This is a genomic window from Pseudohalocynthiibacter aestuariivivens, from assembly GCF_018457175.1.
In the GTDB taxonomy this organism is placed as follows: domain Bacteria; phylum Pseudomonadota; class Alphaproteobacteria; order Rhodobacterales; family Rhodobacteraceae; genus Pseudohalocynthiibacter; species Pseudohalocynthiibacter aestuariivivens.
This window is the reverse complement of sequence record NZ_JAGFNU010000001.1, coordinates 615,214-630,982: the sequence shown is the minus strand read 5'-3', so window position 1 is coordinate 630,982 and position 15,769 is coordinate 615,214. Positions and strand designations below refer to the sequence as shown.

Here is a 15,769-nt window from a genome sequence, read left to right as displayed (position 1 = left end):
GGCGCATATCAAAGACGCGCTCAGGAGGCACGAATGTTTATCCAGACAGAATCTACCCCAAACCCAGCAACGCTGAAATTTTTGCCCGGTCAAACCGTTCTAGCGACGGGCACAGCAGATTTTCCCAATGCTGATGCGGCAACCAATTCACCGCTTGCCCAGCGTATATTCGCTGTGGAAGGTGTAAGCGGCGTGTTTTTTGGCGGTGACTTTGTTACGGTGACAAAGCCCGAAGAGGTTGACTGGAACCACATCAAGCCAGCGATCCTTGGCGCAATCATGGAACATTTTCAATCAGGCCAGCCCGCAATGCAAGGCGAAGCCGCAAATGCTGGTCATGCTGATCACGACGGCCCTGATGGTGAAATTGTAAACCAAATCAAAGATTTACTTGATACGCGCGTACGCCCGGCAGTTGCTCAGGACGGTGGTGACATCACCTTTCACGGCTTTGACAAGGGTATCGTCTATCTGCATATGCAGGGGGCCTGTGCGGGCTGTCCATCTTCGACACTGACCTTGAAAATGGGGATCGAAAACTTGCTGCGCCACTATATCCCGGAAGTCGTTGAGGTACGGCCTGTTGCCGCCTAAAGACCTTATCCTTGGCTTTGATACATCGGCCGCGCATTGCGCGGCCGCTTTGATATCTGGGGATCGCGTTCTTGTTCAAAAGTTTGAACCTATGCAGAAAGGTCAGGCAGAACGGCTTGTGCCTTTGCTTCAGGAGGTAATGGATGAGGGCGGTTCAGACTGGTCTGATCTTTCAGCAATCGGTGTTGGCATTGGCCCCGGTAACTTTACTGGCATTCGCATTTCCGTGTCAGCGGCACGTGGTCTTGCGCTCGCGCTAGACATTCCAGCGGTCGGCGTCTCTGGATTTGAGGCGCAGGCCTATGGCCAGAAAAAGCCAGTCTATTCCATCATTGAAGCGCACCGTAACCAGATTTATCTTCAGAAAATCGGTGAGAATACTGTCGCTGAACCGCAATTGCTAGCACGCGAACAAAAAAAGTTTCTAAAATCTGAACAGGTGGTTGGAACATCGCTTGAAGATAGTTTGCCAAACATCTGCCTGCCAGCTTTCCCGCTTGCCGTTGCAATCGCATATCTTGCAGCCAAACGGTACAGAACGCAGCAGGCGCGACCCGCACCGCTTTACATTCGTGCGGCTGACGCTGCGCCCCCACGCGATCCGGCACCAGTTATTTTGCCATGACACCTGCGGAACTCGCCCATATTCACGCGTTATCCTTTGAAACGCCCCGCCCCTGGGACGAAAAGGAGTTCGCATCGTTGCTCAAGAGCCGGGGGGTGTTTCTGGTAAAAGACGAGGCGAGTTTTGCACTTGGCCGTGTCGTTGCCGATGAAGCAGAACTTTTAACTTTGGCAGTTCATCCGAATGAGCGAAGTGTGGGGTTGGGGCGTGCTCGCCTATTAGATTTCGAAGCGCAAGCCAAAAAGCTTGGGGCTCAAAAATCGTTTCTCGAAGTTGCGGCAAACAACAATGCCGCAATAGCGCTTTACCTGTCCGTCGGTTACTTGAAATGTGGCCAGCGGCGCGACTATTATCGGCGTCTGAACGAAGACGCCGTTGATGCGGTTGTCTTTGAACGCGAACTTTTCTGAACCTTAGGGCCCGTAAGTATTAAGATTTATCAAATCTGACGTCAGAATTGCGACCAAATGGTAAAAAGCTATTGACGCTCTCTTAGCGCTTCGGCCTTAATCGCGGATGATCAACCTAGATCTGCTCATAAACTCGGGGTGCGCTGGTATTCGGCCATCGTCCCATAAAAAACAAATCGGGAGAGTGTCATGACATTGATGCGAACATTCCTTGGCGCGGCTGCATCGCTCGCGCTGGCAGCTACGGCTGCTTTGGCCGATCCGGCTATCATTTTTGACCTTGGCGGGAAATTCGACAAATCCTTTAACGAAGCCGCCTTTACAGGTGCGACCCGCTGGGCCGAAGAAACCGGCGGCCAATTCCGTGAAGTAGAGCTTCAATCAGAAGCTCAGCGCGAACAGGCCCTGCGTCGCTTTGCCGAATCCGGCTCGAACCCGATTGTTATGGCTGGTTTCGCCTTTGCGTCCGCGCTTGAAACGGTTGCACCGGATTTTCCTGACACAAAATTTGTCATCATCGACATGGTCGTTGATCAACCAAATGTACGTTCTGTCGTGTTCAACGAACATGAGGGATCTTACCTTGTTGGGTTGTTGGCTGGCATGGCCTCAAAGACGGGTACGGTCGGGTTCGTAGGTGGTATGGACATCCCGCTTATTTCGAAATTCGCCTGTGGTTACGTTCAGGGTGTTAAGGCGGCGAACCCTGATGCAAATGTTATTCAGAACATGACGGGTACAACCCCTTCAGCATGGAATGACCCGGTGAAAGGTGGCGAGCTTACACGTGCGCAGATTTCGCAAGGCGCTGACGTGGTTTATGCCGCAGCTGGGGGAACCGGCCTTGGCGTTCTGCAAACCGCTGCTGACGAAGGTATCTTCTCTATTGGCGTGGACAGCAATCAGAACCACTTGCACCCGGGCTCAGTTCTGACCTCGATGACAAAACGCGTGGATGTTGCCGTCTACAACGCCTTCACCGAAGGGGCCGATCTCGAAACCGGCTTTAACGTGCTTGGCCTTTCGAATGACGGTGTTGGCTATGCGCTTGACGAACATAACGACGCTTTGCTGAATGATGAAATGCGCGCTGCTGTTGATGCAGCAAAGGCGCAAATTATATCCGGTGAAATCTCAGTCCACGACTATATGTCCGACGAATCCTGCCCGGTGATGTAAGGGCGCGGAATGCAGGACGCACCCCAGTTGGGGCGGCAGAACACTGCCGCCCCCGCGATAGAACTTCGCGGTATTTCAAAAGCTTTTGGTCCGGTACAGGCCAATAAAGATATTTCGATATCGGTTGAACGAGGCGCGATTCATGGCATCGTCGGTGAAAACGGCGCCGGAAAATCAACGCTGATGTCGATCCTATATGGTTTTTACAAAGCAGACGCTGGCGAAATTTTCATTGGCGGCGAAAGAACAGCGATTCCTGACAGCCAAGCCGCAATTTCTGCCGGTATCGGAATGGTGCACCAGCACTTTAAACTTGTTGAGAACTTTACTGTTCTAGAAAATGTCGTGCTTGGGGCCGAGGATGGTGCGTTGCTGCGCCCATCGCTTGCAAAAGCGCGCAAGCTACTCACTGAACTTGCCAAAGAATACGAGCTAAACGTTGACCCCGACGCTTTGATTGAAAATCTGAGCGTTGGCCACCAGCAGCGCGTGGAAATCCTGAAAGCGCTTTACAGGCATGCCGATATTCTCATTCTGGATGAACCGACAGGTGTTTTGACCCCTGCAGAAGCAGACCACCTGTTTCGCATCCTGCGCAACCTTAAGAACGAAGGTAAAACCATCATCCTGATCACGCATAAGCTGCGCGAAATTATGGATGTGACGGATACCGTCAGTGTCATGCGGCGCGGAGAAATGAAAGGCACGATCAAAACTGCGGATACCTCGCCAGAAGATCTGGCTGAACGAATGGTGGGCCGTAAAGTTTTGCTTCAGGTGGACAAGACACCAGCTAAACCTGGTAAGAGCGTTTTAGAAGTCAAAGATTTAAGAGTGACCGATTCCAAAGGTGTCGTGCGGCTCAAAGGTATCTCGTTCGATGTGCGTGCCGGTGAAATCTTGGGGATCGCAGGCGTGTCTGGCAATGGGCAGTCTGAATTGCTTGAGGTGCTTGGCGGATTTGAAACTGCGACTGGCGATATCCACATCAACGGGCATCCAATCGATCTGACAGGCAAATTTTCAGATGGCCAATCCCGCCGCGCGCAGGGAATCGCGCATGTGCCCGAAGATCGCCAACGCGAAGGTCTGATCATGGATTTTATGGCCTGGGAAAACATCGCCTTTGGCTATCACAACGACCCGGCCTATAACAAAAACGTACTCCTCATGGACAATGCTGCAATCCGTGCCGATACCGAAGGCAAGATGGAGCGGTTCGATGTACGCCCCCCTAATCCGCGGCTTCAGGCCAAGAATTTCTCGGGTGGCAATCAGCAAAAAATCGTCCTTGCACGCGAAATAGAACGCAACCCTGACCTCTTGCTGGTCGGTCAGCCAACGCGCGGTGTTGATATTGGCGCTATCGAGTTCATTCATCAGCAAATTGTAGCGCTGCGTGATCAAGGAAAAGCAATTTTGTTGGTCAGCGTTGAACTTGAGGAAATCATGTCGCTGTCAGACCGGATTGCAGTGATGTTCGATGGTCAGATCATGGGGGAACGTCTGCCCGGTGAAACAGACGAAAAAGAACTGGGTCTGTTGATGGCCGGGATGAACGGAAAGGCAGCCTGATGGATAAAATGCCTAAATGGGCCGATGTCCTTCTGATCCCATTTATCAACTTGCTGCTGGCTTTCATTCTTTCAGGGCTTGTGATCCTCGCGATTGGCAAAGACCCTTTGGTGGCAATCAAAACAATGGTTGAGGGGTCATTCGGTAGTACGAACGCTTGGGGGTATACGCTCTATTACGCCACCAACTACATATTTACCGGACTTGCCGTCGCAATCGCCTTTCACGCCCGCATGTTCAATATCGGTGGCGAAGGTCAGGCAGCAATCGGCGGGCTTGGTGTCGCCCTTGTCTGCCTTGCTGTCGATTGGCCGCATTGGACCCTTGCGCTGCCCGCCGCGACCATTGGTGCCGCCATCTTTGGCGCTGGCTGGGCGCTTATACCAGCTTACCTGCAAGCCCGGCGCGGCAGCCATATCGTAATCACCACCATTATGTTCAATTTCATTTCAGCGGCGTTGATGGGGTATCTGCTTGTAAATGCACTGAAAGAACCGGGGAATATGGCTGCAGAAACCCGTGATTTTCCGGCAGGGGCACATTTGCCATCATTCCACGAAATGCTCGCGCCCTTCGGCATAGAGTTCAGCAAACACGCCCCTGCGAACATCAGCTTTTTACTGGCTTTGCTGTGCTGCTTTTTGTTCTGGGTCCTGATCTGGCGCACGCGCCTTGGGTTTGCCATTCGCTCATTTGGGCACAGCGAAACCGCAGCGCGCTATGCAGGGATTTCACCTACCAAGATCATCATGATTTCAATGATGATATCAGGTGCGCTAGCCGGGCTTATGGCGATCAACAATGTGATGGGCGAAAGCGAGCGTCTGATCCTGAATTCCGTAGAGGGTGCCGGATTTATCGGAATCGCAGTTGCGCTTATGGGGCGGTCGCACCCTGTCGGGGTTTTTCTGGCCGCGTTACTGTTTGGGTTCCTGACGCAAGGCGGGGCTGAGCTTCAACTTTGGGAAAACATTCCGCGCGAGCTTGTGGTTGTTATTCAGGCACTGGTCATCCTGTTCACCGGAGCACTTGATAACATGGTGCGCGCGCCCGTTGAGCGACTGTTTCTCAAGTTCAAGAAAAGGGTCGCGTGATGGATTTTCTGACACTCATCCAGATCCTCGATTCTGCAGTTCGTCTGGCGACGCCATTGTTGCTTGCCTGTCTTGCTGGTTTGTTTTCCGAACGTGGTGGAATTTTTGACATTGGGCTGGAAGGAAAAATGCTTGCCGCTGCGATGCTGTCAGCCTCTGTTGCCGCAGTAACAGGTAACGTCTGGCTGGGAATGTTCGCTGGTGTTGGTATCTCAATCCTGCTGGCCCTGTTGCATGGCCTTGCCTCTATCACATTTCGCGGAGATCAGTTGATTTCCGGCGTGGCAATCAACTTTCTTGCGGCAGGTTTGACAGTTGTCATCGGCCAAAGCTGGTTCGGGCTTGGTGGTCGAACGCCATCGCTCATGGGCGAAGGCCGCTTCAAATCCCTTGAATGGCCCTTGACTGAAACTCTGGAAGGCATTCCAATCGCTGGGCCGCTCTATAGCGAGTTAATTTCAGGCCACACATTTCTGGTCTATGTCGCCTTGCTGGCAGTACCTGCAAGCTGGTTCATCCTGTTTCGAACGCGCTTTGGCCTGCGCCTACGCGCGGTGGGTGAAAACCCTGCCGCTGTCGATACGGCTGGTATTTCGGTTGTACGGCTCCGATATGCGGCAGTCGCGATTTGCGGCGTACTGTGCGGCCTCGCCGGAGTTTACCTTGCGACAGGACTTGCAGCCGGGTTTGTGAAGGATATGACGGCGGGGCGTGGTTTCATTGCGCTAGCTGCCCTGATTTTTGCAAAATGGCGTCCTTGGCACGCAATGGGTGCATGCATGCTTTTTGGCGTTCTGGAAGCGCTCTCGAACCGCTATCAAAGCATTGAGGCTCCGACCTATATAATTGTCGCGATCTTGATAGTGATGGCCGCAGGGCTGGTCTGGTCTTCGAGAAAATCACTATTGGATTTAGCCGTCCTCGGCGGGGTTGCTTTCCTGCTTGTCACGGTTGGTACAGTAAGCTTGTTTTCCAGCGGATTATTTGGTCAAACCGCCATTCCAGGGCAATTCATACAGGCGCTGCCATACATTTTGACAGTGGTGATTCTGGCAGGATTTGTGGGTAAAGCCACGCCGCCCCGTGCTGGCGGCGAACCATATGTCAAAGAAAGATGAAAAAACGGGTCTTTTAGTCCCGTTTTAGCAAGAATATTGCGCAAAGGGGCGTTGAGTTTACCGGTTAACCCGGATTAATAATGCCCATGCAAATATACCTTCCCATCGCCGAGGTTTCTGTAAACGCCTTCTTGCTGCTTGGCCTTGGAGGGATCGTGGGAATCCTGTCAGGTATGTTTGGCGTGGGTGGCGGATTTCTGATGACTCCGCTGCTGTTTTTCATCGGTATTCCACCCGCCGTCGCGGTTGCCACAGAAGCCAACCAAATTGTTGCTTCTTCATTTTCAGGCGTACTGGCGCATCTCAAACGACGCACCGTTGATCTAAAGATGGGAACTGTGCTTCTGATCGGTGGCCTCGTAGGCGCCGCTTTTGGTGTACAGCTGTTCAATACGCTTAAAAGTCTTGGACAGGTCGATCTGCTCGTCAAACTTTGTTATGTCGTTTTCCTTGGGGTCATCGGCGGGTTGATGTTCTTTGAAAGCCTGAACGCGATCCGGAGATCACGCAAACCCGGCGCTGTCGCTGCGCGAAAGAAACACAACTGGATCCACAACCTTCCGTTCAAGATGAAGTTTCGCACTTCTGGTCTTTATATCTCGGTCATTCCGCCTTTAATTGTTGGGGTGTTTGTAGGGGTCTTGGCAGCAATCATGGGTGTCGGCGGTGGCTTTATCATGGTGCCGGCAATGATCTATCTGCTTGGTATGCCGACGAAAGTTGTGATTGGAACGTCCTTGTTCCAGATCATTTTCGTGACTGGGTTTACCACGCTGCTTCACGCCACGACGAATTACACCGTTGATATGGCCCTTGCTGTTTTACTTTTGGTCGGCGGCGTCATTGGCGCGCAAATCGGTACACGAATTGGCGTCAAGATGAAGGCAGAGCAGTTGCGTATCCTGCTCGCCATTATGGTGTTGGCAGTCTGCGGTAAACTGGCGCTTGATCTGTTACTGCAACCTAGCGAACTTTACTCACTCGGCGCGAGGGGGCACTGATGTTACGTATCTTGCTCCTTTGTCTGGCCCTGGCCCTCCCCGCCCATGCTGAAGAAGTTGTTGCAGGGCTTAGCCAGAACCGGATTGCTATAACGGCAAATTTTGACGGCTCAGAAATCCTGATCTTTGGCGCTGTGAAACGTGAAGATCCAATTTCGACGACTGAGCCGCTAGAGGTTATCGTTGCCGTTGTTGGCCCATCTGAGCCTATCACCGTCCGGCGCAAAGACAGACGACTGGGTATCTGGGTAAACACGGAAGCGGTTGAAGTAGATGCCGCCCCCAGTTTTTACGCTGTCGCGACAACCGGGCCGTTGGTGGATATCCTGCGTGATACCGAAGATTTGCGCCATCAGGTGAGCATTCCGCGCGCAATCCGTTCTGTAGGTGCACCGCAGACAGTCGTTGATTCAGAAGCCTTTACCGAAGCCTTGATCCGCATCCGCACCAAGAACGGGCTTTATCAGCAGCTGGAAAACCAGGTTGAACTTTCCGAAGACACACTCTTCCGTACCTCGATTGCGCTTCCTGCAAACCTGACAGAGGGCGCATACAAAACACGTATTTTCCTGACGCGTAACGGCTCTGTCGTCGACGCGTATGAAACCGTGATCAACGTTCAGAAAGTGGGTCTGGAGCGCTGGATTTACAACCTTGCGCATGATCGCCCGTTGATTTACGGCATTTTTTCTTTGTTCATTGCGATAGTCGCTGGTTGGTCAGCCTCTGCAGTTTTCAGATACTTCCTGACCTAGCCACGGCCAATATAGGGCATTTTAGTCGCCATGACTGTCATCGTCTGGACATTTGCACCTGGCGGCAAACTGGCCATGTGGAAAACAGCGTTGGCGGCATCTATCACGTCCATCATAGGCATAAGTTCTGCATCCGGGTTTGCTGCCAGTGCCCGCGCGTTGAGATCTGCGACCAGTTCCGTCTTTGCATTGCCGATGTCAATTTGGCCGCAGGCAATATCAAAGGGTCGTCCATCAAGGCTGATCGTCTTGGTCAAACCACTTATCGCGTGCTTGGTGGTGGTGTAACAAACCGACCCGGCACGCGGTACATGGGCAGAGAGCGATCCGTTGTTGATGATCCGGCCACCTTGTGGCGTCTGACGACGCATTTGCCTGAAAGCAAGTTGCGCTGCATAAAACATGCCGGACACATTGACGTTCAGAACTTTATGCCATTCGTCCAGATCAATCTCGTCAATGGGCCCAGAGGGGCCAAAACTTCCGGCATTGTTAAACAGAACGTCAAGCCGCCCGACCTGACGCTCAAATTCTGAAAAGGCCTTGGAAAGTGCTTCACTGTCTATCACATCTGCCGGCAGGACCACTGCTTTATCATGACCTTTTGCAAGGCCTTCGAGTGCCTCGCGTCGACGCGCGATAATGCCAACCTGCCAACCTGCATCCAGAAAAACCTCGGCAGTTGCACGCCCTATGCCAGAGCTTGCCCCGGTAATGATTATTGATTTTCCCATTCTAAACCTCCTCTTCGCTGGCCAGTGTCAGCGGTGCCGGCCCGCTTCGCAGATCGTCGGTTACGAGCGGTCCGGACGGACGCGCCAACCGGTTTCGTACGACCCAGAACAACCGCTTTTCAGCCCGCGTAATGGCAACATAGGCCAGTCGTTTCCACAAAGGTTGTCCAGCCTCGCTGCGGCCCATTCTCGCTGCTGCAAAAATATCTGGTGCGAAAACCTGTACGTTTTCCCATTGCGACCCCTGAGCCTTATGTATTGTAACAGCAGAACCGTGCAAAAACGCCGCGCCCATGTTCGCCGCAAATGGAATGAACGGTTCTTCTTCGTCGGGCAACTCAATTTTTATGATTGAAGCGGCGCTGACTTGTGGCTCTTCCGCGCCGATCACGTGCAGGCGCGAAAATCCTGCTTTACGACCAGGGCCCAGATAAATGACCTGTGCGCCTTTGATAAGGCCGCGTGCTTCAAGATCGATCCGCTTTTTTCGGTGCTTCAACGGCAGTTCAATGCCATCGCAAATAAGGGGTTCCCCAGGCAACAATTCATCAGGCGGGGCACCAAATGCCGCCCGAAACGCATGTATCAGGCGAATGCGCGTCGCGTTGCGCCAGACCAAAACGGGTGAGCGCGCCATCAAATCACTTTCGACGCGCTGACCCAAGACAACACGGTCATCACGTGCGGCAGCCTCTTCCACCATGCGCTCGAACGCTTCGAACCCGATACTGTCATCTCCAAGAGCATGGGCCAGATCAAGGATCGGGTTGTCCTGTGTCTGGCGATGCACCCGGCTGAGCGTGATCTTGCGTTTGTCTTTGAATTTATCAAAAATCATCGCACCTGATTGCCCGACAGGGGCAAGCTGTGCCGGATCGCCAAACAAGACCAGTGTCGGGAAAATCTCCTTCAAATCCTCAAACTGCTTTTCATCAAGCATCGAACTTTCGTCGATGAAGCCGATATCAAGCGGGTCTTCGCGGCGCTTCCAGCCGGTGATGAAATCTGACCCGCGCAATCCGGCTGCTGCCAGCGCACCGGGGATCGATTTGTTGACTTTATAAAAGACCTCTGCCCGGTCCAGGGCAATTTCGGTTAAACCCTCCACCTCGGGTCGCGATCCGTTGCCCGCCAGCCAATCCGCGATCTTCTCATATTCTGGGTCATAAACTGGTGTATAAAGAATTCGGTGAATCGTAGTCGCAGGAACACCGTGATTGCGCAAAACACTTGCTGCTTTATTCGTTGGCGCAAGAATGGCCAGCGTTCGTCTGTCTTTGCGTTTTCGCCCTTCATAGTCACCCGAAACTACGTCTACGCCCGCCGCTTCGATATCTTTGTAAAGCTCGGCAAGAAGCATGGTCTTGCCTGACCCAGCCTTCCCAACAACCGCCAGAACGCTTGATTTCCCATCCGAAAGCGGGGTCAGAAGAGAGTCATCCAGATCAATCCCCGCACTGCGCAACAGCTCTGTTACACGGTCATAGGCTTCGGCCTGGTCTTCGGAAAATACAACTTTGCGCACGCTCATGATGCGACCCTACAGGGCAGCCTACCGGGTTGCCAGAGCGATCCGACTGATATCAGTATCGTTAAGTTACATTTAGCGGCAATCACACCGCAATCATCTGATACTCAACAATAATATCACGGCTAATCAGACAAAGAACAAAAAATACCGGTGTGATTAGCACGTACAAACCACACCGGCCCAGAGGAGATAAATCTTAAGAAACTTGGTTAAAGCGGACCTGCTTCCAGCACATCCTCTAACGTGCGAAGACCCGTTATTGGTGCCTGAACCAGAACCGCCATATTGCCTGGTTTATGCTCATTACGCAGCATTTTAATATGCGCGGCCGGGATTTCGTCCCAAGGAAAAACCTCTGACATACAAGGGTCAATCCGACGCTCGATCATCAGTTGGTTGGCTGCTGCCGCCTGTTTCAGATGTGCAAAGTGGCTGCCCTGTACCCGTTTCTGGTGCATCCAGAGATAGCGCACATCAAAGGTACAGTTAAAACCAGAGGTCCCGGCGCAGATCACGACCATACCGCCTTTTTTGCAGACAAAAGTCGAAACCGGGAATGTCGCTTCGCCCGGGTGTTCAAAAACAATATCGACATTGTTGCCTTTGCCGGTAATGTCCCAGATCGCTTTGCCGAAATTTCGCACTTCTTTGAACCATGCGCCGTACTCCGGAGTATTCACCGTCGGAAGCTGCCCCCAGCAGCTAAAATCTTTACGGTTGATCACGCCTTTTGCCCCAAGGTCCATCACAAAGTCGCGTTTGTCCTCATCAGAAATAACGCCAATTGCGTTGCCGCCCGCCGCATTGATGAGCTGAATCGCAAATGATCCGAGACCACCCGATGCTCCCCAGACCAGCACGTTCTGACCTGGCTTAAGCTCGTGCGGATGGTGACCAAACAACATCCGGTAGGCTGTTGCGAGCGTCAGCGTGTAACAGGCGCTTTCTTCCCATGTCAGGTGTTTGGGACGCGGCAACAATTGCTGTGCTTGAACGCGCGTGAACTGCGCAAAAGAGCCATCTGGTGTTTCATATCCCCAGATTCTCTGACTGGGTGAAAACATCGGATCGCCACCGTTGCATTCCTCGTCATCACCATCATCCTGGTTACAATGGATGACAACTTCGTCGCCAACCTTCCAACGTGTCACCTTGTCACCAACCGCCCAAACGATACCTGAAGCGTCCGATCCCGCGATGTGATATTCTGCCTTGTGCACGTCAAATGGGCTGATTGGAATACCGAGGCCAGCCCAGACACCGTTGTAGTTCACACCTGCCGCCATCACCAAAACCAGCACCTCGTGGCTGTCGATAGATGGCACGTCCACAACTTCGGTCAGCATGGATTTATCAGGTTCACCATGACGTTCACGCCGGATCGCCCATGCATACATCTGCTTTGGAACATACCCCATGGGTGGGATTTCCCCAATTTCATAGAGATCCTTTTCAGGCGCGTCGTAGGTCGTGATTTCGGGTATGGTGTCCAGAGCCATCATAGCCTCCTTAACAGTATCGATTTTGCCGCATCGCAGAATCGGCGCGGCGCTTTAAGGCTGAAATAGAATTCATAGGGTAATTATGCAACCTCAAAAGGGTTGTTTTTGTAACTTTATGACTTTATGAAATGGGAAAGGGGCTATTTATGCCGCAGGTGCATCTATCAGGTGCGAGATTGATGCCGCATAAAATGCGATCGCAGGGGCTTCATGAGGATTGACGCTGAAGTTGCCTTCTGTCTCCGTCACCATGTTCCGAAGTTTCAACATCCGCAGTCCAACCTCTGCCGCATATTCCTTGCTGTCCCGGGGTAAATGAATATAGGCGCCATGATCTGAAAGCCGATCGATCAGCTCTGAAACGGCATGCTCTATATTTGCTTCACTCAATGGCCCACGCGCATTTTGAAGCACTGTTGCAACAAGAGGTACGGGCAAGACCGGCAGAACCTCTTTGATTCGGTTCATGAGTTCTTCGCCGACTTTCTCTGTCGTATGATTGCCATCCTTCAAGAATGAAGAAAGGGAAAGCGGATTCCCAAAACTTACTGCGGCATAGCCAAAACGATGATAGCGACCCGTCAGTTTAAAGCGGATCTGACGACCAACAAAGCCAAGCATCTTGAGTATATTAAATTTGAACTTCCGCGTCCCTTCTGCGGCCGCCTCCAGCAAAATACGGTCTTCCAAAACCCGGTCATAGTTGATTGCGACGGGTACAAAAACAACGTCCCTGCCCTTTCCTGGAACAAAATCGGAAACGATATAGCTTAGCAAACCTAACTTTGGCGGATGAATCTTCCCATTAAGGCTCAGTCCGCCTTCCGGAAACACGGCTTGCGCCACGCCATTCTGCGTTGCCAACTGAACATATCGCGACAACACACGACGGTAGAGCGTATCGCGCGATTTTCGTCTGATAAAATAGGCGCCCATCGCACGGATCAAACCCTGAAGCGGCCATACCTGCGCCCACTCACCAACCGCATAGGACAGGGCGGAACGTTCGGCCGCAAGATAGGTGACAAGCACGTAATCCATATTACTGCGGTGGTTCATGACAAAAACAACCGTCGCGTCCGGATCTATTTCCTTGATTGCTGTTTCGTCAAAATGCCCAAGGCGCACGCGGTAGAGCATCCTGCTGAACCAGCGGGCAACCCTAATCGCAATGCCGAAATAAGCCGAGGCACTGAAAGATGGTACAATCTCTCTCGCATAGCGGCGGGCCTGCTCAAACGCTACATTTTCCGGAACGCCTTCTGTTTTGGCGTGCTTCACAATCGCCTCGGCGACTTTTGGGTCATAGATCAAGCGCTGGATCATGTCGTGGCGCCTTGCAAGCTTGAACGGCTGTATTGGCCGCTCAAGTCGTTCGTTCAATTTGGTAACAACCCGCTCCATTCTGCGGCGAAAATACCAGCGTACAGACGGCAGCATGACCTTGTCCAGAGCTGCCACTCCGGCAAAGAGTAGGATCAAAACAAGCGCCCATATCGGCATTTCAACAGTTTGAAACATTCCCGGACCCTGACAGGTTATTTCATCCGGGTAAATGCACCTATGCCGCAACGCAGCGAATTGACAAAGACACAAAATTCCAACTATGTCTTTCCAGACGGAATATTCTTGCTTGCCATCAAATCGAAGGACGCCCATGTCTGAAACCCAGAAAGACCGCCCCTGGCTTTTCCGCACCTATGCCGGGCATTCAACCGCCGCGGCGTCAAACGAACTTTACCGCACCAACCTGGCGAAAGGACAAACCGGGCTGTCTGTCGCTTTCGATTTACCGACCCAAACGGGCTATGACAGTGACCATCTGCTGGCACGGGGCGAAGTTGGCAAAGTTGGGGTTCCGGTCAACCATCTTGGCGATATGCGCGCACTTTTTGACCAAATCCCGCTTGAGAAGATGAACACCTCGATGACAATCAACGCAACCGCCCCGTGGTTGCTTTCGCTGTACATCGCTGCGGCCGAGGAACAGGGTGCTGACATAACACAACTGCAAGGCACCGTACAAAACGACATCATCAAAGAATACCTGTCGCGCGGCACCTATGTCTGCCCACCCGCCCCAAGTTTGCGGATGATCACAGACGTTGCCGCGTACACACGCGAACACCTGCCGAAATGGAACCCGATGAATATCTGTTCCTATCACCTGCAGGAAGCGGGGGCGACGCCGGAGGAGGAGCTGGCGTTCGCCCTCGCAACAGCGACGGCGGTTCTTGACGATCTAAAAGGCAAAGTTCCCGCAGAACATTTCCCCGCGATGGTCGGGCGGATTTCCTTTTTTGTAAATGCAGGCATTCGGTTTGTAACCGAGCTTTGCAAAATGCGCGCCTTTGTAGAGTTGTGGGATGAAATTTGTCACGAACGCTATGGCGTTGAAGATCCCAAGTTCCGCCGTTTCCGCTATGGCGTTCAGGTTAACTCGCTTGGGTTGACCGAACAGCAGCCGGAAAACAATGTTTATCGTATTCTGATTGAAATGCTTGCTGTGACGCTGTCAAAGAACGCGCGCGCACGCGCAGTACAGCTTCCGGCCTGGAACGAAGCACTCGGCCTGCCCCGCCCGTGGGATCAGCAATGGTCGCTGCGGATGCAGCAAATTCTAGCTTATGAAACCGACCTGCTGGAATATGAAGACCTGTTCGACGGAAACCCCGCAGTCGAGCGTAAAGTAAACGCCCTGAAAGACGGCGCACGCGCAGAGCTTGCCACGATTGATGGGATGGGTGGCGCAGTCGCAGCGATTGGATATATGAAATCCCGTCTGGTTGAATCCAACTCAACCCGGATTAACAAAATTGAAGAGGGTGATACGACCGTTGTCGGCGTTAACCGCTGGACAGAAGCTGCGGAAAGCCCTTTGACGGCAGGCGATGGCGCAACAATGGCCGCTGACCCCTATGCCGAGGCAGACCAGATCTCCCGTCTTTCGGCTTGGAAAGACGCGCGTAATGAATCAGCGGTGCAGGCCGCGCTCTCCAGCCTGCGTTCTGCGGCTCAATCAGGTGGAAACATAATGCCTACCTCTATCGCGGCGGCAAGAGCAGGCGCAACAACAGGTGAATGGGGCGATGTTGTACGTAGCGCCTTTGGCCAGTACCGGGCCCCGACTGGCGTTAGCAAAAACCCCTCAAATCGCACTGAGGGACTCGACGAAATTCGCGCACAGGTAAACGCCGTAAGCGATAAACTTGGACGACGTTTGAAATTTCTCGTTGGTAAGCCGGGACTGGACGGCCATTCAAACGGGGCAGAGCAAATCGCGGCGCGCGCCCGCGACTGTGGGATGGATATAACCTATGATGGTATTCGCCTGACACCAGAAGAAATCGTTGCGGCGGCCAAGGAAGAAGAGGCGCATGTTGTCGGTCTATCAATCCTTTCAGGAAGCCACATTCCGCTGATTGAGGAGTTGATGGACAAAATGCGCGCGGCAGGTCTTGGGCATGTGCCTGTTGTGGCTGGCGGCATTATCCCCGACGATGACGCCGCACGCTTGCGTGCGATGGGTGTTTCAAAAGTTTACACACCCAAGGATTTTGAACTGAACAAGATCATGTTTGATATCGTTGGTTTGGTTGCAGACGAGAAAGTTGCAGCCGAGTAAGGCATTTGTACTAAAGCTGACAAAAA

At 52.7% G+C, this 15,769-nt stretch carries 14 protein-coding genes; 10 read left to right on the top strand and 4 right to left on the bottom strand.

Annotation, left to right across the window (positions count from 1 at the left end):
• Positions 1-33: 33 nt before the first annotated feature.
• The 9 genes from J4E70_RS03160 (at position 34) to J4E70_RS03115 (ending at position 8,351) form a co-directional block, all read left to right on the top strand.
• Complete coding sequence (locus J4E70_RS03160; protein ID WP_213887594.1) at positions 34-594, top strand: NifU family protein; 561 nt, start codon at positions 34-36, stop codon at positions 592-594.
• Positions 584-1,219, top strand: coding sequence for a tRNA (adenosine(37)-N6)-threonylcarbamoyltransferase complex dimerization subunit type 1 TsaB (gene tsaB, locus J4E70_RS03155; protein WP_213887593.1), 636 nt, complete (start codon positions 584-586; stop codon positions 1,217-1,219). Before J4E70_RS03160 ends, tsaB begins: the two co-directional genes overlap by 11 nt.
• Entirely contained in the window at positions 1,216-1,629 is a 414-nt protein-coding gene (locus J4E70_RS03150; RefSeq protein ID WP_213887592.1) for a GNAT family N-acetyltransferase, read from the top strand. The genes tsaB and J4E70_RS03150 overlap by 4 nt, the downstream gene beginning before the upstream one ends.
• 189 nt (positions 1,630-1,818) lie before the next feature.
• The gene (locus J4E70_RS03145) at positions 1,819-2,808 is read left to right on the top strand and encodes a BMP family lipoprotein (protein ID WP_213887591.1); all 990 of its coding nucleotides are present in this window, start codon (positions 1,819-1,821) and stop codon (positions 2,806-2,808) included.
• A gap of 9 nt (positions 2,809-2,817) precedes the next feature.
• On the top strand, positions 2,818-4,383 hold the full coding sequence (locus J4E70_RS03140) for an ABC transporter ATP-binding protein (RefSeq protein WP_213887590.1): 1,566 nt from the start codon (positions 2,818-2,820) through the stop codon (positions 4,381-4,383).
• The gene (locus J4E70_RS03135) at positions 4,383-5,477 is read left to right on the top strand and encodes an ABC transporter permease (RefSeq protein WP_213887589.1); all 1,095 of its coding nucleotides are present in this window, start codon (positions 4,383-4,385) and stop codon (positions 5,475-5,477) included. Before J4E70_RS03140 ends, J4E70_RS03135 begins: the two co-directional genes overlap by 1 nt.
• Complete coding sequence (locus tag J4E70_RS03130; RefSeq protein ID WP_246531574.1) at positions 5,477-6,595, top strand: ABC transporter permease; 1,119 nt, start codon at positions 5,477-5,479, stop codon at positions 6,593-6,595. The genes J4E70_RS03135 and J4E70_RS03130 overlap by 1 nt, the downstream gene beginning before the upstream one ends.
• A gap of 86 nt (positions 6,596-6,681) precedes the next feature.
• Positions 6,682-7,596 (top strand): sulfite exporter TauE/SafE family protein, encoded by a 915-nt coding sequence (locus J4E70_RS03120; protein ID WP_213887775.1) that lies wholly within the window; start codon positions 6,682-6,684, stop codon positions 7,594-7,596.
• Complete coding sequence (locus J4E70_RS03115) at positions 7,596-8,351, top strand: TIGR02186 family protein (RefSeq protein WP_213887588.1); 756 nt, start codon at positions 7,596-7,598, stop codon at positions 8,349-8,351. Before J4E70_RS03120 ends, J4E70_RS03115 begins: the two co-directional genes overlap by 1 nt.
• Here J4E70_RS03115 and J4E70_RS03110 read toward each other — a convergent pair.
• The 4 genes from J4E70_RS03110 to J4E70_RS03095 form a co-directional block, all read right to left on the bottom strand.
• Positions 8,348-9,085, bottom strand: a complete 738-nt coding sequence (locus tag J4E70_RS03110; RefSeq protein ID WP_213887587.1) for an SDR family oxidoreductase — start codon at positions 9,083-9,085, stop codon at positions 8,348-8,350. The genes J4E70_RS03115 and J4E70_RS03110 overlap by 4 nt on opposite strands.
• Position 9,086: 1 nt before the next feature.
• Positions 9,087-10,616, bottom strand: coding sequence for an ATP-dependent DNA helicase (locus J4E70_RS03105; RefSeq protein ID WP_213887586.1), 1,530 nt, complete (start codon positions 10,614-10,616; stop codon positions 9,087-9,089).
• 209 nt (positions 10,617-10,825) lie between these two features.
• Positions 10,826-12,115 carry a crotonyl-CoA carboxylase/reductase gene (gene ccrA / locus J4E70_RS03100; protein WP_213887585.1) on the bottom strand — a complete coding sequence of 430 codons (1,290 nt, stop codon included), beginning with the start codon at positions 12,113-12,115 and terminating at the stop codon, positions 10,826-10,828.
• Between the two features lie 147 nt (positions 12,116-12,262).
• The gene (locus J4E70_RS03095; protein ID WP_213887584.1) at positions 12,263-13,639 is read right to left on the bottom strand and encodes a 1-acyl-sn-glycerol-3-phosphate acyltransferase; all 1,377 of its coding nucleotides are present in this window, start codon (positions 13,637-13,639) and stop codon (positions 12,263-12,265) included.
• 85 nt (positions 13,640-13,724) lie between these two features.
• On the opposite strand from J4E70_RS03095, the gene J4E70_RS03090 reads away from it, so the two are divergent.
• Positions 13,725-15,743, top strand: a complete 2,019-nt coding sequence (locus tag J4E70_RS03090; RefSeq protein ID WP_213887583.1) for a protein meaA — start codon at positions 13,725-13,727, stop codon at positions 15,741-15,743.
• Positions 15,744-15,769 lie beyond the last annotated feature (26 nt).